The sequence below is a fragment of the Enterobacter genomosp. O genome (assembly GCF_001022965.1).
GTDB lineage: Bacteria > Pseudomonadota > Gammaproteobacteria > Enterobacterales > Enterobacteriaceae > Enterobacter > Enterobacter cloacae_L.
Genome location: NZ_LECZ01000020.1, coordinates 41,671 through 62,160, shown reverse-complemented (window position 1 = coordinate 62,160; position 20,490 = coordinate 41,671). Strand labels below are relative to the sequence as shown.

The following is a 20,490-nucleotide window of genomic DNA, read 5'->3' as shown; positions in this document are numbered from 1 at the left end:
CCTCCGTAAGAAAAATATGGTAATCTTTCGACCCACTTCTTTATCTCGGTAACTCCATTCACTATGGCAGGAAACAAACCCTTCAACAAACAGACTGAGCCTCGCGAGCGTGATTTCCAGGTCGCAGGGTTAAAAGTCCCGCCGCACTCGATTGAAGCGGAACAGTCGGTGTTGGGCGGTTTAATGCTGGATAACGAACGCTGGGACGACGTTGCCGAGCGCGTCGTGGCGGAAGATTTCTACACCCGTCCGCACCGTCATATCTTTACCGAAATGGCGCGTCTGCAGGAGTCGGGCAGCCCAATCGACCTGATCACGCTTGCGGAATCTCTGGAGCGTCTTGGGCAACTCGACAGCTGCGGTGGGTTTGCCTATCTGGCGGAACTGTCAAAAAACACGCCTAGTGCGGCGAACATCAGCGCTTACGCCGATATCGTGCGCGAACGTGCCGTTGTTCGCGAGATGATCTCGGTGGCGAACGAGATCGCCGAAGCCGGTTTTGATCCGCAGGGTCGCACCAGCGAAGACCTGCTCGACCTCGCTGAATCCCGCGTCTTTAAAATCGCCGAAAGCCGCGCGAACAAAGACGAAGGCCCAAAAAATATCGCCGATGTCCTCGATGCCACCGTTGCCCGTATCGAACAGCTGTTCCAGCAGCCGCACGATGGCGTCACCGGCGTGAACACCGGATATGACGATCTCAACAAGAAAACCGCTGGCCTGCAGCCGTCGGATTTGATTATCGTCGCGGCGCGTCCGTCGATGGGTAAAACCACATTTGCGATGAACCTCGTGGAAAACGCGGCGATGTTGCAGGATAAGCCGGTACTCATCTTCAGTCTTGAGATGCCCTCCGAACAGATTATGATGCGTTCTCTGGCGTCGCTGTCCCGCGTGGACCAGACCCGCATCCGTACCGGTCAGCTCGATGATGAAGACTGGGCGCGCATCTCCGGCACCATGGGCATTCTGCTGGAAAAACGTAACATCTATATTGATGACTCCTCCGGCCTGACGCCGACGGAAGTCCGTTCCCGCGCGCGTCGTATCGCCCGTGAACACGGCGGTATCGGTCTTATCATGATCGACTACCTTCAGCTGATGCGCGTACCGTCGCTTTCCGACAACCGTACGCTGGAAATTGCGGAGATTTCACGCTCGCTCAAGGCCTTAGCCAAAGAGCTGCACGTGCCGGTGGTAGCGCTGTCGCAGCTTAACCGTTCCCTGGAACAACGTGCCGACAAGCGTCCGGTCAACTCCGACCTGCGTGAATCCGGCTCCATCGAGCAGGATGCCGACTTAATCATGTTTATCTACCGTGATGAGGTTTATCACGAGAACAGCGACCTGAAAGGGATCGCCGAAATTATTATTGGTAAACAGCGTAACGGCCCGATCGGGACGGTACGTCTGACCTTTAACGGACAGTGGTCGCGTTTCGACAACTATGCCGGTCCTCAGTATGATGATGAGTAATTTCTAAGGAATTCAAATGCAAGCGGCAACTGTTGTTATTAACCGCCGCGCTCTGCGACACAACCTGCAACGTCTGCGTGAACTGGCACCCGCCAGCAAGCTCGTTGCAGTCGTGAAAGCGAACGCTTACGGACACGGTCTTCTTGAGACCGCGCGAACGCTCCCCGATGCCGACGCCTTTGGCGTCGCCCGTCTTGAAGAAGCTCTCCGCCTGCGCGCGGGGGGAATTACTCAACCTATTCTGCTGCTGGAAGGCTTTTTCGAAGCCACGGATCTGCCGACCATTGCTGACCAGCATCTTCACACGGCGGTGCATAACGAAGAGCAGCTCGCCGCGCTCGAAACCGCCGAGCTGAGCGAGCCGGTAACCGTGTGGATGAAGCTCGATACGGGCATGCACCGTCTGGGCGTGCGTCCGGAAAACGCGGAGGCGTTTTATCAGCGTTTGTGCCAGTGCAAAAACGTGCGCCAGCCGGTGAATATTGTCAGCCACTTCGCCCGCGCCGACGAGCCCGAGTGCGGCGAGACCGAGCGGCAGTTTGATATCTTTACTACCTTCTGCGAAGGCAAGCCGGGGATGCGTTCTCTGGCGGCATCCGGCGGTATTTTACTGTGGCCCCAGTCGCACTTTGACTGGGCTCGCCCGGGCATCATTCTTTACGGCGTGTCGCCCCTGGAGAACAAACCCTGGGGACCTGACCTGGGCTTCAAGCCGGTAATGTCCCTTGTTTCTAACCTGATTGCCGTGCGCGAACACAAAGCGGGTGAGCCGGTGGGCTACGGTGGTACCTGGACCAGCGAGCGCGATACGCGTCTCGGTGTCGTGGCGATGGGCTATGGCGACGGCTATCCGCGCGCAGCGCCGTCGGGTACGCCGGTTCTGGTCAACGGTCGTGAGGTGAAGATTGTTGGCCGCGTGGCGATGGATATGATTTGCGTCGATCTGGGGCCTGAAGCCGAGGATAAACCCGGCGACGATGTAGTGCTGTGGGGCGAAGGTTTGCCTGTTGAACGCATTGCTGAAATTACGAAAGTGAGTGCTTACGAACTTATCACACGCCTGACGTCACGGGTGGCGATGAAGTACATCGACTAACATTTCATTCCAGGGAAGGATAATGTCCCCTTCAGAAATCGCCGCTTGTCTGGCCTATGCGCTCTCCGTCTGGCTGGCCGCCAGAAATAACATCCATACGTGGTGGATTGGCATCATAGGCTGCGGGCTTTACGCGTGGGTCTTTTATTCAGTGCAGCTTTATGCTGACGTTACGCTTCAGTTCTTCTTCATTATCACGAGCATAACCGGTTGGCTGCACTGGCTGAAAGGCAATAGAGGGGACGTATTGCCCGTTCGGCGTACCAGGCCGGGGCATTTTTTTATTCTCCTGGCCTGTGCCATGAGCGTGGCGGCGGTGTACGGACTGATACTGCATCTCTACACCAATGCCTGGGCTCCCTGGCTGGACTCCATCATTTTGACATTCAGCGTTCTTGCTCAGTTTATGCTGATGGGACGACGTCTGGAAAACTGGTACGTCTGGATTGCCGTCAACACGCTGGCGGTACCGCTATATGCGATGCGGGACCTGCATCTGACCGCCGGGTTATATCTGCTGTTTTGGTTTAATGCCTGGCATGGACTGTATCAGTGGCGTAAGGAGATCCGCGCGCAGTGAAGCGTTATGCCAGCGGCCTGGTTGTGGGCAAATTCGCACCTTTACATTCGGGACATGAAGCGCTTATTAATGCGGCTCTTGAGCAGTGCGAGACGGTCTTTATCATTAGCTATTCGGTGCCGGAAATACGCGGTTACGAACCCGAAAAACGGCTTCACTGGCTACAGACGCGCTTCCCGCAATGCCGACTTCTTGTGCTTTCTCCGCAGGTGATGGCGTCTTACGCTATTGCACCGCCCCCACCGAACGACGCTGACGCCGATCTGCATCGTCACTACGTTGCCACGCTGTGCGAAGACGTTCTGCAATGTCAGCCACGGGCGGTATTTACCGCCGAAGACTACGGTGACGGCTTTGCCGCGGTATTGAGCCAGCGTTTCGGGCAGCCGGTTACACACATCCGTCTGCAGCGGCCACAGGGGCCGGAAGCCCCGTCGGGAACACGCATACGCTCTGATGTTCACCGCTACCGTCAGATGATGTCCCCTGAGGTTTATCGCAGCTTTGTATTTCGTATCTGCTTATTAGGCGGCGAATCGACGGGCAAAAGCACGCTTTCCCGGGCCCTCTCACAGACCTTAAACGTTCCGTACGTTGCAGAATTTGGCCGTGAACACTGGGAGGCGAAGAACGGCGTGCTGGAGGAGGACGATCTGCTGCATATCGCCCGGGAGCAGGTGCGCAGAGAGGAATTAGCCTGCACCGCTCCGTACCTGGTGTGTGATACCTCGCCATTAACTACCCTGTTCTATACGCTCGACCAGTTCGGCAGCGCGCCGCAGGAGCTCATGGCGTTAGCCGAACGAGACTACGCTCTGGTCGTACTCTGCGGCGATGAATTTCCTTTTGTGCAGGATGGCACCCGGCAAGGCGAGGCGTTTCGCCATCGACAGCAGGCATGGTATGAAGCAGAGCTAACGCAGCGAAAGATCCCATTCTTGCGCGTACGGGGTTCGTTGTCTGAGCGCATCGAACAAATTTGCCAACATATCCCGTGGTCGGGCTGATATCGCTCTCGACCTTCTGCAGCTTCCGGTTTATTGTTGAAATTCCTGCCTCATCGAATTCCGGAGAACCATCGCGTGTTTCAGAAAGTTGACGCCTATGCCGGCGACCCTATTCTCTCCTTAATGGAGCGTTTCAAAGAAGATCCTCGCAGCGACAAAGTGAACCTCAGCATTGGTCTGTATTATAACGAGGGCGGCATTATTCCTCAGTTGAAAGCCGTAGCTGAAGCAGAAACGCGTCTGAACGCTGCTCCACACGGCGCATCGCTGTACCTGCCGATGGAAGGGTTAAATTCTTACCGCAGCACCATTGCACCTCTGCTGTTTGGCGCCGATCACGCGGTGCTGGCGCAAAAACGCGTGGCGACCATCCAGACGTTAGGCGGCTCGGGTGCGCTAAAAGTGGGTGCAGACTTCCTGAAAAAATATTTCCCGGATTCGGGCGTGTGGGTCAGCGACCCAACCTGGGAAAACCACGTTGCGATTTTTGAAGGCGCAGGCTTTAAGGTGGCGACCTATCCGTGGTTCGACAGCGAAACCAACGGCGTGCGCGTTGACGCGCTGCTGGAAAAACTGAACACCCTGCCGGAGCGCAGCATTGTCCTGCTGCATCCGTGCTGCCATAACCCGACCGGTGCCGACCTCACGAATGCCCAGTGGGATGCCGTGATTGAGGTACTGAAGGCGCGCAACCTGATCCCATTCCTCGACATCGCCTATCAGGGCTTTGGCGCGGGTATGGAAGAAGATGCCTACGCGATTCGCGCCGTTGCCAGCGCCGGGCTCCCTGTTCTGGTGAGTAACTCTTTCTCTAAAATCTTCTCCCTGTACGGTGAACGCGTTGGGGGCCTGTCCGTGGTGTGTGAAGACGCCGAAGCCGCAGGCCGTGTGCTGGGTCAGCTGAAGGCGACGGTGCGCCGCATCTACTCCAGCCCGCCAAACTTTGGCGCGCAGGTGGTGGCCACGGTTCTTGGTGATGAACAGCTGAAAGCCAGCTGGCTTGCCGAAGTGGAATCCATGCGCAAGCGCATTCTGTCGATGCGTCAGGAACTGGTTAACGTCCTAAAAGAGGCCGTACCGGGGCATAACTTCGACTACCTGCTTAAGCAGCGCGGGATGTTCAGCTACACCGGCCTCAGCGCCGCGCAGGTCGATCGCCTGCGTGAAGAGTTCGGCGTTTACCTGATTGCCAGCGGACGTATGTGCGTGGCGGGCCTGAATGCCAGCAACGTTCATCGCGTGGCGCAGGCGTTTGCAGCTGTAATGTAAGTACTCACTATCGTTTCTTCCTCCCTCTCCCTGTGGGAGAGGGCTGGGGTGAGGGCATCAGGCCGCAAAGGATCTTGCCCGGTGGCGCTTTGCTTATCGGGCCTACGGGCTGGATGTTCTCCCTCTCCCTGTGGGAGAGGGTTGGGGTGAGGACATCAGGCCGCACAAAAAGGTTGCCCGGCCTTTTGTGATCTTCTTCTTTTTATTCAGCCTCATAAGTAAAAACTCCTTCCCTTCATCTCCCGCTGGGGTTATGGTCGGAGAGTTTTTTGACCAGTCGCTCAAAATAAAACGATAACAAACTGAATATTCAGGGGAAAATATGCGCAAGATCACACTGGCGCTCAGCGCCGCCTGCTTATTGTTCTCGCTTAACAGTGCTGTCGTCGCGCGTGCTTCTGCACCCACGCCGCTTTACACCGGCACCACCGCCGCGATCCTTGCCGAGCAGGCACCCATTCACTGGGTTTCCGTGGCCCAAATCGAAAACAGCCTGATGGGACGCCCGCCAATGGCCGTGGGCTTCGACATTGACGATACCGTTCTCTTCTCCAGCCCTGGCTTCTGGCGCGGCAAAAAAATGTATTCGCCCGACAGCGAAGCGTATCTGAAGAACCCGGAATTCTGGGAAAAAATGAACAACGGCTGGGACGAGTTCAGCATCCCGAAAGAGGTGGCCCGCGCGCTTATCGCTATGCACGTGAAGCGCGGTGACAGCATTTACTTCGTTACCGGACGCAGCGAGACTAAAACCGAAACCGTCTCTAAAACGCTGCAGGACGATTTCCTGATCCCGGCGACCAGCATGAACCCGGTGATTTTTGCGGGTGACAAAGAAGGGCAAAACACCAAAACCCAGTGGCTGGAAAAGAAAAATATCAAAGTGTTCTACGGTGATTCAGATAATGACATCACTGCCGCGCATGATGTCGGTGTCAGAGGAATCAGGGTACTGCGTGCCTCTAACTCGACGTATCGACCGCTGCCGATGGCCGGAAAGTTTGGCGAAGAGGTCATTGTGAACTCTGAGTATTAAACTGCAGGCGGCGAGTTTGACTCTTTTTTAAGCAAATCTCGTCGCGGCGGGTTTTACCTTTCGCCTTCTTGCTGCACACTTAGAAAGATTCATCTTTCATTACGGAGCAGCACATGTGGTATCAACAGACCCTGACCTTAAGCGCTAAACCACGCGGATTTCACCTGGTGACGGACGAAGTCATCGGGCAGATCCGCGACCTGTCGCGGGTTAAAACGGGTTTGCTGCATCTGCTGCTTCAGCACACGTCTGCCTCTCTCACGCTTAATGAAAATTGCGATCCCACCGTCCGGTCTGACATGGAGCACCATTTTCTGAAGGCCGTCCCGGACAACGCACCTTACGAGCATGATTATGAGGGCGACGATGACATGCCTTCGCACATCAAATCTTCTCTGCTGGGCGTATCGCTGATGCTGCCGGTACGCAATGGGCAGCTATTGCTGGGAACATGGCAGGGGATTTGGCTGGGAGAGCATCGCATTCACGGTGGTTCGCGTAAAATTATCGCCACGCTACAAGGGGAATAAAGATGACAATTTCGGAGCTACTTCAGTACTGCATGAATAAACCGGGCGCGGAGCAGAGCGTTCATAGCGACTGGAAAGCCACGCAGATAAAAGTGGGGGACGTGCTGTTTGCGATGGTGAAAGAGGTTGAGGGGCGTCCGGCGGCATCGCTGAAAACCAGCCCGGAACTGGCCGATTTGTTACGACAGCAGCACCATGATGTCCGGCCAAGCCAGCATCTCAATAAAGCCCACTGGAGCACCGTCTATCTTGACGGGTCGCTGCCAGGCTCGCAAATTTACTATCTGGTCGATGCGTCTTATAAGCAGGCGGTTGAGTTGCTGCCGGAAGCGACCCGACAGCAACTCTCCGTGTGACGTTACAGCAAAGGTTTGAGGAAGCGTGCGGTGTGCGAGGCTTCGCACTCTGCAACGGTCTCTGGCGTCCCGGAGACGAGGATTTCACCGCCGCCGCTGCCGCCTTCCGGGCCGAGATCGACAATCCAGTCCGCGGTTTTAATCACGTCCAGGTTGTGTTCGATGACCACGATGGTATTGCCCTGATCGCGGAGCTGATGCAGAACCTCAAGCAGCTGCTGAATATCGGCAAAGTGCAGACCGGTGGTCGGCTCATCCAGAATATACAGCGTCTGGCCGGTGCCGCGTTTGGAGAGCTCACGCGCCAGCTTCACGCGCTGCGCTTCACCGCCTGACAGCGTGGTGGCGGACTGGCCCAGACGAATGTAGGTCAGACCGACGTCCATCAGCGTCTGCAGCTTGCGCGCCAGCGCAGGGACGGCGTCAAAGAACTCGCGCGCCTCTTCGATGGTCATGTCCAGCACTTCGTGAATGGTCTTGCCTTTGTACTTAATCTCCAGCGTTTCACGGTTATAGCGCTTGCCCTTGCACTGGTCGCACGGCACGTAGATATCCGGCAGGAAGTGCATCTCCACCTTGATCACGCCGTCGCCCTGGCAGGCTTCACAGCGCCCGCCACGCACGTTGAAGCTGAAGCGTCCAGGCGTGTACCCGCGTGAACGTGATTCCGGTACGCCAGCAAAGAGTTCACGTACGGGCGTAAAGACGCCGGTATAGGTCGCCGGGTTAGAGCGCGGGGTACGGCCAATCGGGCTCTGGTCGATGTCGATAACCTTATCGAAATGCTCCAGCCCCTGAATGTCGCGGTACGGTGCCGGTTCGGCGAGCGTCGCGCCGTTGAGCGCCGTCTGCGCAATCGGGAACAGGGTATCGTTGATCAGCGTCGATTTACCGGAACCGGACACGCCGGTAATACAGGTAAACAGGCCAACCGGCAGCGTCAGGGTGACGTCTTTCAGGTTGTTGCCGCGCGCGCCGGTCAGCTTCAGCACTTTTTCCGGATCCGCTGCCACGCGCTGCTTCGGTACCTCAATTTTGCGCTTGCCGCTCATGTACTGGCCGGTGAGGGATTCTGGCACCGCCATAATGTCTTTCAGCGTACCTTCCGCGACCACCTGACCGCCGTGTACGCCTGCGCCAGGACCAATGTCGATCACGTGGTCTGCGGCGCGGATCGCGTCTTCATCGTGCTCAACCACAATCACCGTGTTACCGAGGTTGCGCAGGTGAACCAGGGTGCCGAGCAGACGCTCGTTGTCGCGCTGGTGCAGGCCGATGGACGGCTCATCCAGCACGTACATGACGCCTACCAGGCCTGCGCCAATCTGGCTTGCCAGACGGATACGCTGGGCTTCGCCGCCGGAGAGCGTTTCCGCCGAGCGGGAAAGCGTCAGGTAGTTCAGGCCGACGTTAACCAGGAACTTCAGGCGATCGCCAATCTCTTTCAGCACTTTTTCGGCAATTTTGGCGCGCTGACCGGACAGCTTCAGGTTGTTAAAAAAGTCCATCGCGTGGCCAATGCTCATGTCTGAGATGGTCGGCAGCGCCGTGTTTTCCACAAACACGTGGCGCGCTTCGCGACGCAGACGCGTGCCCTCGCAGGTGGCGCAGGAGCGGTTGCTGATGAATTTTGCCAGCTCTTCGCGCACCGCGCTGGATTCGGTCTCTTTGTAGCGGCGCTCCATATTGTGCAGCACCCCTTCGAACGGGTGGCGACGCACGGAGGTATCGCCGCGATCGTTCATGTACTTGAACTCGATGTTCTCTTTGCCGGAACCGAACAGGATCACTTTGTGCACGTTCGGGCTCAGGCTGGCCCACGGGGCTTCCACGTCGAACTTATAGTGCTCTGCCAGAGATTTAAGCATCTGGAAGTAGTAGAAGTTACGCTTATCCCAGCCGCGGATCGCGCCGCCTGCCAGGGAAAGCTCCGGATTCTGGATCACACGGTCAGGGTCAAAATACTGCTGCACGCCCAGGCCGTCACACGTTGGGCACGCGCCCGCCGGGTTGTTGAACGAGAACAGGCGCGGTTCCAGCTCGCGCATGCTGTAGCCGCAAATCGGGCAGGCAAAGTTGGCGGAAAAGAGCAGCTCTTCCGCTTTTGGGTCGTCCATGTCGGAGACCACGGCGGTGCCGCCGGAGAGTTCCAGCGCCGTCTCGAAGGATTCCGCCAGGCGTGTGGCGAGATCGTCACGCACCTTAAAGCGGTCAATCACCACTTCAATAGTGTGCTTCTTCTGCAGCTCCAGCTTTGGCGGATCGGACAGGTCACACACCTCGCCGTCGATACGGGCGCGGATATAACCCTGGCTTGCGAGGTTTTCCAGCGTTTTGGTGTGCTCGCCCTTACGCTCTTTAATGATTGGCGCCAGCAGCATCAGGCGTTTGCCTTCCGGCTGCGACAGCACGTTATCCACCATCTGGCTCACGGTCTGTGCTGCCAGCGGGACGTCGTGGTCCGGGCAGCGCGGCTCGCCCACGCGGGCATACAGCAGACGCAGGTAGTCATGAATTTCGGTGATGGTACCGACCGTTGAACGCGGGTTGTGCGAGGTGGACTTCTGCTCAATAGAGATAGCAGGGGACAACCCTTCAATGTGGTCGACATCCGGTTTTTCCATCAGCGACAGGAACTGACGCGCGTACGCAGAGAGTGATTCAACGTAACGACGCTGTCCTTCGGCATACAAAGTGTCGAAAGCCAGTGAGGATTTGCCAGACCCCGAAAGCCCGGTCACGACAATGAGCTTGTCGCGAGGGATTATGAGGTTGATATTCTTGAGATTGTGGGTGCGGGCGCCCCGAACTTCGATCTTATCCATTCACCTTTCCCGGTTGGAACACGGATTGCCTGGTTTGTTTGAAGGACAAACGGCTGTCAGAAACGGCTAATTATGACACAATTTGACCTGTTTGAATATACAGTATTGGAATGCATTTTCCGATTGGCTGTGTAACAATGTCGAGTTCGCGGGAGATTTCTGAACCTGCTACGCAACTATGCAAATTGACGCGTGGAAATGGTACACTCGCGCGTTTACACTATTAAGAAACGTATTCAGGAGACACGAACATGGCCAGCAGAGGCGTAAACAAGGTGATTCTCGTCGGTAATCTGGGCCAGGACCCGGAAGTACGCTACATGCCGAGTGGTGGCGCAGTTGCCAACATTACGCTGGCTACTTCCGAATCCTGGCGTGATAAAGCGACCGGTGAGATGAAAGAGCAGACCGAATGGCACCGCGTTGTGCTGTTTGGCAAACTGGCGGAAGTGGCCGGTGAATATCTGCGTAAAGGTTCTCAGGTCTATATCGAAGGCCAGCTGCGTACCCGCAAATGGACCGATCAGTCCGGTGCTGAAAAGTACACCACTGAAGTCGTGGTTAACGTCGGTGGCACCATGCAGATGCTGGGTGGCCGTCAGGGCGGTGGCGCGGCACCAGCAGGTGGCGGCCAGCAGCAGGGCGGTTGGGGTCAGCCTCAGCAGCCACAGGGCGGCAACCAGTTCAGCGGCGGCGCGCAGTCTCGTCCGCAGCAGCAGTCTGCGCCAGCACCGTCTAACGAACCGCCAATGGACTTCGACGACGACATTCCGTTCTGATATCCAGCGCGTAAAAACAAAAAACCCAGACTATGGTCTGGGTTTTTTTATGCCGGAAGGGATCAGGTAATCACCATCGGCCAGTCCGGTGGCGTATGGCTCATTGCCTCAACCATCACTACTTTGATATTTTCCCAGACGGCGCTCATATCCAGCAGGGTAATGCCAAGCAGACCCGTGGCAAACCAGCAGGCCGCACCCAGCCCCAACAGCGTGCTGATAACAGCAAGGCCCGCGTAGTCAGATTTACGAAACTGGATGTTCAGCGTGCTGGCTAAAAACATCAGCACCGCACTCAACAAAGGCCAGCGCAGAAGAACCATGCTGGTAGTAATGGTTGCCATAAAACCCATCCTCTACAAAACAGACGAACTGAATGAAACAGAATTTTTTCGTTACATAAGATTTGTGAACTATATCACGATCGCTGTTTTATTCGCCAGTCCCGGGATGATGAAAAACGGCTGTTTTATCGCTACCTGTTATCATTGCGTGCCTGAGCAAAATATATCTTTGCAGGCTAAGCTCCCCTTTTCCCATGTTCTTTATAATGAATTCATTGAGATAGCAAAACTGATGCAAAAGCGCGCGTCATGTACAACGTTTACAGCAATATTCCTATGGCTTATGCTTGAGTGGACAATTAATTTTACTCGCAGCTAACCTTTCAGGTTTTTGAATTTTATTGTTTTTTTATTGATTTGTACCTCTTTAATTACACACAACGTTGTTTTTAATTCGCCGCGCTGAGACTCAGCCTGCCGCGTTGGTTTGTCGATTTTTCGAATCTGAAGAAAGTTGCGTCCGGTTTATCGCCTGATAATCAGCGAAAAAAAATGAAAGAAAACCGACGTGAGATTGTTAATGACAGCATGCAGGCGCTGCATGCGCTGGCAAAACTGATGCCCCAGCTTCATGCTCAATGTTCTCTGGCCGAAATGCTGGAAACCATCAGCCGCACGCTGGGAGCTAGTCTTGCCTGGGTAAGCGTTAACGGGGATGACGGGCTGCAGCGCGTGGTCTGCGCCGGGGAGATGACTTGCCATTCCTTCGAGGTGGCCGATTTCCTTGCGGATACTCTTCTCCAGCGGCACCATCGATCGTGGCGAGTGGTCTACTGGAAAGAGAATATTGGCCGCGCGCTATTTCCTCCTCAGCATCCCGGCTATGCGCAACTGCAAAGTGGCGTGCTGTGCAAGCTTTCAACCCATAACTGGCGCTGCAGCGGCTATTTCTTTTTAGCATTTAATGAAAGACTCTATTCTCTGCCGATTCTGAAAAATATCGTTGTAGTGCTGGTCGAAAAATTAAAAGACTATTTTGCGGAAATTATTGCCCGTGAAAAAACCGCGCAGGAAATGCAGCGCGTCGTGACGCAATATAAAACCCTCTTTGAACGCGCCCCGGTTTTAATGAACTCTTTCGACAAATTTAACCGCTGCGTGCTGTGGAATGCCGAATGTGAAAAAGTGTTCGGCTGGACGATGGCGGAGATCGCTGAACATGCCGATCCGCTTTCGCTGTTTTATCCCGACCCCGAAGAGCGGCGGCGGGTAAGAGAGTCGGTCAATGTCTCACCGCTTAAGGATATGTATGAGTGGCATCCGCTACGTAAAGACGGCACCCCGTTGACGGTACTGTGGTCGAATATTCTGTTGCCGGACAACTCCATCCTTAATATTGGGCTGGATATTACCGAGCGGAAAAAAGCCGAGCAGCAGCTGGAGGTAAAAGCCACCACTGACGATCTTACCGGCTGCTTCAACCGTTCGGCGATTTTGCAGCAGCTGGAGCATGCGCTGGCGGCCAGTGCCGGGCAGGAGGTTAACAGCCATTTTTGTGTCCTGATGTTTGATCTGGATTTTTTCAAGCAGATCAACGATGAATGGGGACATCCGGTGGGCGATGCGGCGCTTATTCACTTCTGTAATTCTGTCCGCGAGCTAGCCCCCTCAGACTCAGCATTAGGGCGTGTGGGAGGCGAAGAGTTTTTACTCCTGCTGGCGCAAACTGACGGCAATGGCGCTGCGCGCCTGTCCGCCAGGCTACGTACCGTTCTGGAAACCAACCCGCTGATCGTGGGTGAGAGAAAACTGTCGCTGTCGTTTAGTGCCGGGGTCGTGGAAGTCTGCGGGAAACAGCGGGATTCTTCAGCCTTACTGAGGCGCGCCGATAAAGCATTATATGAAGCCAAGCATACGGGGCGAGGAAAAACGGTAGTGGCGGCTGATTATTTATAAATCAACGAACAAAATACGCCCGAACAAATAGCGTGAAATGTCACAGCAACGCTGTGCTTTTTTCGCACTGTCACAAGTTTGGCTTAATCAACGATCGTCTGTTGTGTTATCTTCCCACCGCCCTTGCGGGCTGGATAATTATTTTCCTTAATTGAAACGGAACGAATACTTACAGTTTCACTTACGGGAAAATATTATCGTCATAACGAAATTTAAGATTTTTAATACTAAAAGTCAGTTGCTAACTTCGCATGATTCATGCAACGTAATCACCTGTTTAACAAAGCATCCGGCCTTCATTACTACAGGCGTACAACATGCAGGGATATAGGGCGGGAAATGAATCGTAGCGCGCGGCGCAAGATGCTCAGGGTGGTAGGGATCATCATGGTAGTTATGCTGCCGGTGATGCTTGCGCTATGGTTTGCCCAGCTTAGAGCCGTATCTGAAACAAGCGCCCAGCTACGCACATTTGCTGAACTGGCTTTAGACAAGACCGAGCTGGTTATTCAGCAGGTTGATCTGGCCCGCGACGAGGCTGAGAAATATCAGGGTGAGCGTTGTACGCCGGGACACCGTCAATATATGTTGAACGTTGTTCGTGGCCGGCTGTTTGTTGCCGATTTAATTTATGCGGAAGGTCAGAATTTTCTTTGTTCGACCGTTTTTACACCGGATCAACCTTACGCCATTCCCGTCGCTAATTACACGCGCAAACCTGACGTCGCTATCTATTATTATCGCGATACCCCATTTTATACTGGCTATAAAATGACATATATGCAGCGTGGAAATTATGTGGTGGTCGTCAATCCGCTTTCATACAGCGAAGTCATGTCCGCAGATCATTCTCTCTCGTGGGGAGTGTACGACACGGTAACCAATGCGTTCTTTTCCGTCAGCCCGAAAGCCAATATTTCTTTATTAAATTCGATGATTCGGGATAAGGAATCGGTATTTCAAAAAGATAACCGCTTTTATACGGTCGTAAAATCGCCCAAAAGACCTATCGCGGCTATTGTGTCGACATCGAATAAACGCTTTTATGAAACGCTTTATCATCAGGCGACGTTAACGCTGCCGCTGGGTATGATCTGCAGCATTATTATTTTACTGGTCTGGTCCCGGACCCATCGCGAGCTTAATTCGCCGGGGCGCCTGCTGCACCGGGCGCTGAACAAACGTCAGCTTTGCGTTCACTATCAGCCGATTATTGATATCAAGAATAATCAGTGTGTGGGCGCGGAGGCATTGTTACGCTGGCCCGGTTTTAACGGGCAGGTGATGAGCCCGGCCGAGTTTATTCCGCTGGCTGAAAAAGAGGGCATGAGCGAGCGGATTACGGACTATGTCGTTGAGGAGGTGTTCAGCGATTTGGGCCATTTCCTGGCCGAGCATCCGCATCTCTATATTTCGGTCAACCTGTCGGCCACGGATTTCCACTCCTCGCGGCTGATTGCCATGATTTCTGACAAGGCCCGCCACTACGCCGTCCGCGCGCAGCAAATCAAAATAGAGGTGACGGAACGTGGTTTTATCGATGTGCCGAAAACCACGCCGGTGATTCAGGCTTTCCGTCAGGCGGGTTATGAAGTCGCGATCGATGACTTCGGTACCGGTTACTCAAACCTGCACAACCTCTACTCCCTGAATGTCGATATTCTGAAAATCGATAAATCGTTTATCGATACCTTAACGACCAACAGTACCAGCCACCTGATCGCCGAGCATATTATCGAGATGGCTCAGAGCCTGCGGCTGAAAACCATTGCGGAAGGGGTAGAGACGGCAGAGCAGGTAAGCTGGCTGTTGAAGCGCGGCGTCCAGTATTGTCAGGGATGGCACTTCGCGAAAGCGATGCCGCCCCAGGAATTTATGACCTGGCAGCAGCAACCTTTGCACTGAGAGCGGTTAATTCAGCTGGTGGCGATAATCGCTCGGCGTGCGGTCAAACTCGCGGCGAAACACGCGGGAAAAGGTCTGTTGTGACACATAGCCAAGATCCATCGCGATATCAAAAATCGGCCGCTGCGTTGAGCGTAACGCCTGCGCAGCCAGCAACAGCCTGCGCTGACGAATGTACTCCCCCAGCGTCTGATGCATAACCGTGCGGAACATTCTCTGTAAATACCATTTCGAATAGCCCGACTTTTTCGCGACCACATCAATGTTTAACGGTTGGTCGATATGTTCATCAATCCATTCAATAAGTGTCTGAATAATCTGCTGATGCGACATAAGGTTGCCCCTCTGTAGATACAACTATCTCGGTTAATTCGTCGTTTTCTCTGCGGGGGAGTATAATTCCTCAAGTTAACTTGAGGTAAAGAGGTTTTATGGAAAAGAGATTGCCGCGAATTAAAGCGCTATTAACCCCCGGTGAAGTGGCAAAGCGAAGCGGCGTTGCCGTGTCGGCTCTCCACTTCTATGAAAGCAAAGGGTTAATCAAGAGCATCCGTAACGGGGGAAACCAACGTCGCTACACCCGCGACGTGCTCCGCTACGTAGCGATTATCAAAATTGCGCAGCGAATCGGAATTCCCCTGGCCACCATTGGCGAAGCCTTTGGCGTGCTGCCGGAAGGGCATACGCTGAGCCCGAAAGAGTGGAAGGAGCTGTCATCCCAGTGGCGTGAAGAGCTGGACAGGCGTATCCATACGCTGGTTGCCCTGCGTGACGAACTGGATGGCTGTATTGGCTGCGGCTGTTTGTCCCGTAGCGATTGTCCGCTGCGTAACCCGGGAGACCGGCTGGGCGAGCAGGGGACAGGGGCGCGGTTGCTGGAAGAGGATTGAGTCTTTGCGGCCTGTTTGCCGGGTGGCGGCTGCGCCTTACCCGGCCTACAAAACCGAGAACGTAGGCCGGGTAAGCGAAGCGTCACCCGGCAAAAAGCATAATAAAGAACTAAAGCGCCACATAAGGGCGCTTTAGTTTTTCCCGGTCTTTGTCTTTCACTCTATCCCGCTGGTTCACGGGAGGGTTTCCCCCGACGTCAGCACCCCTCATGTCGAGCGGGTTGGGGAGGTTCCGGATTGTGCTGACACTTTAATTCTATGCAAGTCCCGTTTTTTCGCCAGCCGCGCTCGCCCTTTTTTAGACGAAATTTTTTCGCGGTGTTGTTCGATTTTCTATAGTTAAAAAGTATGAATAACAGGAGAAAACCATGCTCACGGTACACCACCTCAACCAGTCTCGTTCGCACCGCGTGATTTGGGCGCTGGAAGAACTCGCCCTGCCTTATGAGATTGTTCACTACCAGCGCGAAAAGAACATGCTGGCGCCTGAGTCACTCAAAAAAGTGCATCCGCTGGGCAAATCACCGGTCATCGAAGATAACGGACTGATCCTTGCGGAGTCAGGCGCTATTCTGGAGTACCTGCAGGAAACGTACGATGCCGAGTCACGGCTTAAGCCGTTAGATCCGGCACATAAGGTGCAGTACCGCTTCTGGCTGCATTACGCTGAAGGATCGCTGATGCCGCTGCTGTTAATGAAGCTGGTTTTCAATAGCCTCGGTAAGCCACCCGTGCCGTTTGGTATCAGAACCCTGGGCAAAGCGCTGGGGCAGGGGGTGCAGAAAGCGTATCTCAACCGTCAGCTGGAAACCCATGCGCGCTTTATTGAATCACATCTTGCTGAAAACAGCTGGTTTGCCGGGAATACGCTCAGCATGGCCGACATTCAGATGAGCTTCCCGATTTTTGCCCTGCTGGCACGCGGCGGTATTGCTAATCTGCCGCATATTCAGGCGTGGAAGACAAAGGTTGAGAACAGCCCTGGCTGGCAAAAAACGCTGCAACAGGGTGGCCCGTTATCTATCCCGGGTGAGGATTGAAATGTAAACAAATTGCGCATAGACGATAACGTTTGCGCATCCTCTGTTTATTTCTTCAGCGTCATAAGCGGATTTTAGCGAAAAACGATAAAGTTCAGTTGAAAAGGGCGGGTATTAGGCTAGATAATCGTTTGCCTTAATTTGACCACCCGTTTGTAAGTGCGGAGCTAAACGTTTGCTTTTTTTTGTGACGCCCTTTCGTCGCAAACGCAACACAAGGATTTGACGTTTAGCTGGCAGTGGCGTCTCCACCTCGCTTACGAACTTCCTAAAAAACTCTCAGGGGATGTTTTCTATGTCTACGCCATCTGCGCGTACTGGCGGTTCACTTGACGCCATGTTTAAAATTTCGGCTCGCGGCAGCACCGTGCGCCAGGAAATCGTTGCCGGTCTGACAACGTTTCTGGCGATGGTTTACTCCGTCATCGTTGTGCCGGGCATGCTGGGCAAAGCGGGCTTCCCGCCAGCGGCCGTCTTTGTGGCGACCTGCCTGGTTGCCGGCGTGGGCTCTATCGTGATGGGCCTGTGGGCGAACCTGCCGCTGGCGATTGGTTGCGCTATCTCCCTGACCGCCTTTACCGCGTTCAGCCTGGTGCTGGGCCAGCACATCAGCGTACCGGTTGCGCTGGGCGCCGTGTTCCTGATGGGGGTGCTGTTTACCGTTATTTCAGCGACCGGCATCCGTAGCTGGATTTTGCGCAACCTGCCGCAGGGCGTGGCGCACGGTACCGGTATCGGCATCGGCCTGTTCCTGCTGCTGATCGCCGCTAACGGCGTCGGTCTGGTCATCAAGAACCCGCTGGAAGGTCTGCCGGTGGCGCTGGGTCATTTCGCCAGCTTCCCGGTGATCATGTCGCTGATCGGCCTGGCGGTGATTATCGGTCTGGAAAAACTGAAAGTCCCGGGCGGCATTCTGCTGACGATTATCGGCGTTTCCATCGTCGGCCTGATTTTCGATCCGAACGTCCACTTCTCCGGTATTTTCGCTATGCCGTCGCTGAGCGATGACAAGGGTAACTCCCTGATTGGCAGCCTGGATATCGTCGGCGCGCTGAACCCGGTGATCCTGCCAAGCGTGCTGGCGCTGGTGATGACCGCTGTATTTGACGCGACGGGCACCATTCGTGCGGTCGCGGGTCAGGCAAACCTGCTGGATAAAGATGGTCAGATTATTGATGGCGGCAAAGCGCTGACCACCGACTCCCTGAGCAGCGTCTTCTCTGGCCTGGTGGGCGCGGCGCCTGCGGCAGTGTACATCGAGTCCGCAGCGGGTACGGCGGCAGGCGGTAAAACCGGCCTGACGGCGATCACCGTCGGCGTGCTGTTCATGCTGATCCTGTTCCTCTCTCCGCTCTCCTACCTGGTTCCGGCGTACGCGACCGCACCGGCGCTGATGTACGTTGGCCTGCTGATGCTGAGCAACGTGGCGAAAATCGACTTTGCGGATTTCGTGGACGCCATGTCTGGCCTGATTACCGCGGTCTTTATCGTGCTGACCTGTAACATCGTTACCGGCATTATGATCGGCTTCGCGTCGCTGGTGATTGGTCGTCTGGTCTCCGGTGAGTGGCGCAAGCTGAACGTCGGCACCGTGGTCATCGCCGTTGCGCTGGTGGCGTTCTACGCGGGCGGCTGGGCAATCTAAATTGTCCTTTGATGCGAAAACGGGTGGCTCAGGCCGCCCGTTTTTATTTTCCGGACTCATCCTGTTGCCTTTTACGTTACTCTGGGGAAGATAGAATAAAAGGCACGACGCCTTCCGTAGTACATAAGCAACACAGCAAACAGGGAACGCATGGAAATCTTCTTCACAATACTCATCATGACCCTTGTGGTCTCGCTATCCGGGGTGGTTACACGCGTACTGCCCTTTCAGGTCCCCCTGCCATTAATGCAAATTGCCATCGGCGCGCTGCTGGCGTGGCCGACGTTTGGCCTGCACGTTGAGTTCGACCCGGAACTGTTCCTCGTGCTGTTTATCCCGCCGCTGCTGTTTGCCGATGGCTGGAAAACCCCCACGCGCGAGTTCCTTGAGCACGGGCGAGAGATCTTCGGCCTGGCGCTGGCGCTGGTGGTGGTCACCGTGGTTGGGATTGGTTTTCTCATCTACTGGGCCGTACCGGGCATCCCGTTAATACCGGCCTTTGCGCTAGCCGCCGTGCTGTCGCCAACCGATGCCGTGGCGCTGTCCGGCATTGTGGGTGAAGGCCGTATTCCGAAGAAAATCATGGGGATTTTACAGGGTGAGGCGCTGATGAATGACGCCTCCGGCCTGGTCGCCCTGAAATTTGCCGTGGCCGTTGCGATGGGCACGATGGTCTTTACCGTCGGCGGCGCGACCCTGGAATTCTTTAAGGTGGCCATTGGTGGTATCCTGGCGGGCTTCGTGGTGAGCTGGCTGTACGGCCGCTCGCTGCGCTTCCTCAGCCGCTGGGGCGGCGATGAACCCGCTACGCAGATCGTACTGCTGTTCCTTCTGCCGTTTGCCTCCTATCTGATCGCCGAACATATTGGCGTGTCGGGCATCCTGGCGGCGGTTGCGGCAGGGATGACCATCACCCGCTCCGGCGTAATGCGCCGCGCGCCGCTGGCCATGCGCCTGCGTGCCAACAGCACCTGGGCAATGCTGGAATTTGTCTTTAACGGCATGGTGTTCCTGCTGCTAGGCCTGCAGCTGCCGGGCATTATGGAATCCTCGCTGGTGGCGGCCGAAGCGGACCCGAACGTTGAGGTCTGGATGCTGTTTACCGACGTCGTGCTGATCTACCTGGCGCTGATGCTGGTGCGTTTCGGCTGGCTGTGGACGATGAAAAACTTCAGCGTACGCTTCCTGAAGAAAAAGCCGATGGAATTCGGCTCGTGGACAACGCGTGAGCTGCTGATTGCCTCTTTTGCCGGCGTACGCGGGGCAATCACCCTTGCCGGTGTGCTCTCTATTCCGCTGCTGCTGCCTACGGGCGATGTCTTCCCGGCGCGCTACGAGCTGGTGTTCCTGGCGGCGGGCGTGATTCTGTTCTCCCTGTTTGTCGGCGTGATTATGCTGCCGATTTTGCTGCAGCACATCGACGCGGGTGATTCGACCCAGCAGCACAAAGAGGAGCGAATTGCGCGCGCGGCCACTGCCGAAGTGGCGATTGTCGCTATCCAGAAAATGGAAGAGCGTCTGGCCGCGGATGCGGAAGAGAACATCGATAATCAGCTGCTGACAGAGGTCAGTTCCCGCGTGATTGGTAACCTGCGTCGCCGCGCCGATGGGCGTAACGATGTGGAAAGCTCGCTGCAGGAGGAAAACCTGGAACGCCGGTTCCGTCTGGCGGCGCTGCGCTCAGAGCGTGCCGAGCTGTACCATCTGCGCGCCACGCGGCAGATCAGCAACGAGACGCTGCAAAAGCTGCTGCACGACCTGGATCTGCTGGAAGCGTTGTTGATAGAGAATCAGTAACGCGCGTTTGCCCGGTGGC

General features: G+C 55.3%; 18 protein-coding genes. 15 read left to right on the top strand and 3 right to left on the bottom strand.

Translation table 11 applies throughout. The features are described from left to right. The first annotated feature begins 63 nt into the window (after window positions 1-63). The 8 genes from dnaB (at window position 64) to ABR39_RS02200 (ending at window position 7,350) form a co-directional block, all read left to right on the top strand. Window positions 64-1,476 (top strand): replicative DNA helicase, encoded by a 1,413-nt coding sequence (gene dnaB / locus ABR39_RS02235; protein ID WP_023310046.1) that lies wholly within the window; start codon window positions 64-66, stop codon window positions 1,474-1,476. Between the two features lie 16 nt (window positions 1,477-1,492). Further along, entirely contained in the window at window positions 1,493-2,572 is a 1,080-nt protein-coding gene (gene alr / locus ABR39_RS02230) for an alanine racemase (RefSeq protein ID WP_047345597.1), read from the top strand. 22 nt (window positions 2,573-2,594) lie between these two features. Then, window positions 2,595-3,152, top strand: a complete 558-nt coding sequence (gene pnuC, locus ABR39_RS02225; protein ID WP_047345596.1) for a nicotinamide riboside transporter PnuC — start codon at window positions 2,595-2,597, stop codon at window positions 3,150-3,152. Continuing rightward, window positions 3,149-4,159 carry an AAA family ATPase gene (locus tag ABR39_RS02220; protein WP_047345595.1) on the top strand — a complete coding sequence of 337 codons (1,011 nt, stop codon included), beginning with the start codon at window positions 3,149-3,151 and terminating at the stop codon, window positions 4,157-4,159. The genes pnuC and ABR39_RS02220 overlap by 4 nt, the downstream gene beginning before the upstream one ends. A 75-nt stretch (window positions 4,160-4,234) precedes the next feature. Further along, window positions 4,235-5,428, top strand: a complete 1,194-nt coding sequence (gene tyrB / locus ABR39_RS02215; RefSeq protein ID WP_047345594.1) for an aromatic amino acid transaminase — start codon at window positions 4,235-4,237, stop codon at window positions 5,426-5,428. A gap of 322 nt (window positions 5,429-5,750) precedes the next feature. Beyond that, window positions 5,751-6,464 (top strand): acid phosphatase AphA, encoded by a 714-nt coding sequence (gene aphA / locus ABR39_RS02210; protein ID WP_047345593.1) that lies wholly within the window; start codon window positions 5,751-5,753, stop codon window positions 6,462-6,464. A gap of 113 nt (window positions 6,465-6,577) precedes the next feature. Further along, window positions 6,578-6,994, top strand: coding sequence for a secondary thiamine-phosphate synthase enzyme YjbQ (locus tag ABR39_RS02205; RefSeq protein WP_047345592.1), 417 nt, complete (start codon window positions 6,578-6,580; stop codon window positions 6,992-6,994). Between the two features lie 2 nt (window positions 6,995-6,996). Continuing rightward, window positions 6,997-7,350, top strand: coding sequence for an MmcQ/YjbR family DNA-binding protein (locus ABR39_RS02200; RefSeq protein WP_047345591.1), 354 nt, complete (start codon window positions 6,997-6,999; stop codon window positions 7,348-7,350). 2 nt (window positions 7,351-7,352) lie between these two features. Here the strand turns inward: ABR39_RS02200 and uvrA are convergent, their stop codons facing one another. Further along, on the bottom strand, window positions 7,353-10,175 hold the full coding sequence (gene uvrA, locus ABR39_RS02195; protein ID WP_047345590.1) for an excinuclease ABC subunit UvrA: 2,823 nt from the start codon (window positions 10,173-10,175) through the stop codon (window positions 7,353-7,355). Window positions 10,176-10,426: 251 nt separating this feature from the next. On the opposite strand from uvrA, the gene ssb1 reads away from it, so the two are divergent. After that, on the top strand, window positions 10,427-10,954 hold the full coding sequence (gene ssb1 / locus ABR39_RS02190; protein ID WP_047345589.1) for a single-stranded DNA-binding protein SSB1: 528 nt from the start codon (window positions 10,427-10,429) through the stop codon (window positions 10,952-10,954). A 62-nt stretch (window positions 10,955-11,016) separates the two neighbouring features. Here ssb1 and ABR39_RS02185 read toward each other — a convergent pair whose 3' ends face one another. Continuing rightward, window positions 11,017-11,298 (bottom strand): YjcB family protein, encoded by a 282-nt coding sequence (locus tag ABR39_RS02185; protein WP_047345588.1) that lies wholly within the window; start codon window positions 11,296-11,298, stop codon window positions 11,017-11,019. A 492-nt stretch (window positions 11,299-11,790) separates the two neighbouring features. Between ABR39_RS02185 and ABR39_RS02175 the strand changes: the two genes are divergently transcribed. Together ABR39_RS02175 and ABR39_RS02170 are read left to right on the top strand one after the other, a co-directional pair. Then, entirely contained in the window at window positions 11,791-13,194 is a 1,404-nt protein-coding gene (locus tag ABR39_RS02175; RefSeq protein ID WP_047345586.1) for a GGDEF domain-containing protein, read from the top strand. A 339-nt stretch (window positions 13,195-13,533) separates the two neighbouring features. After that, window positions 13,534-15,099 (top strand): EAL domain-containing protein, encoded by a 1,566-nt coding sequence (locus ABR39_RS02170; protein ID WP_047345585.1) that lies wholly within the window; start codon window positions 13,534-13,536, stop codon window positions 15,097-15,099. A gap of 6 nt (window positions 15,100-15,105) precedes the next feature. Here the strand turns inward: ABR39_RS02170 and soxS are convergent, their stop codons facing one another. Next, window positions 15,106-15,432 carry a superoxide response transcriptional regulator SoxS gene (gene soxS / locus ABR39_RS02165; protein ID WP_013095071.1) on the bottom strand — a complete coding sequence of 109 codons (327 nt, stop codon included), beginning with the start codon at window positions 15,430-15,432 and terminating at the stop codon, window positions 15,106-15,108. Window positions 15,433-15,530: 98 nt separating this feature from the next. Between soxS and soxR the strand changes: the two genes are divergently transcribed. The 4 genes from soxR (at window position 15,531) to ABR39_RS02145 (ending at window position 20,471) form a co-directional block, all read left to right on the top strand. Further along, window positions 15,531-15,989: a redox-sensitive transcriptional activator SoxR gene (gene soxR / locus ABR39_RS02160; RefSeq protein ID WP_023331806.1), complete on the top strand. Its 459-nt coding sequence runs from the start codon at window positions 15,531-15,533 to the stop codon at window positions 15,987-15,989. Between the two features lie 368 nt (window positions 15,990-16,357). After that, the gene (locus tag ABR39_RS02155; protein WP_047345584.1) at window positions 16,358-17,029 is read left to right on the top strand and encodes a glutathione S-transferase family protein; all 672 of its coding nucleotides are present in this window, start codon (window positions 16,358-16,360) and stop codon (window positions 17,027-17,029) included. A gap of 295 nt (window positions 17,030-17,324) precedes the next feature. Then, window positions 17,325-18,674 carry a guanine/hypoxanthine transporter GhxP gene (ghxP, locus tag ABR39_RS02150; RefSeq protein WP_047345583.1) on the top strand — a complete coding sequence of 450 codons (1,350 nt, stop codon included), beginning with the start codon at window positions 17,325-17,327 and terminating at the stop codon, window positions 18,672-18,674. Window positions 18,675-18,824: 150 nt separating this feature from the next. Beyond that, window positions 18,825-20,471, top strand: a complete 1,647-nt coding sequence (locus ABR39_RS02145) for a Na+/H+ antiporter (RefSeq protein ID WP_023334184.1) — start codon at window positions 18,825-18,827, stop codon at window positions 20,469-20,471. Window positions 20,472-20,490 lie beyond the last annotated feature (19 nt).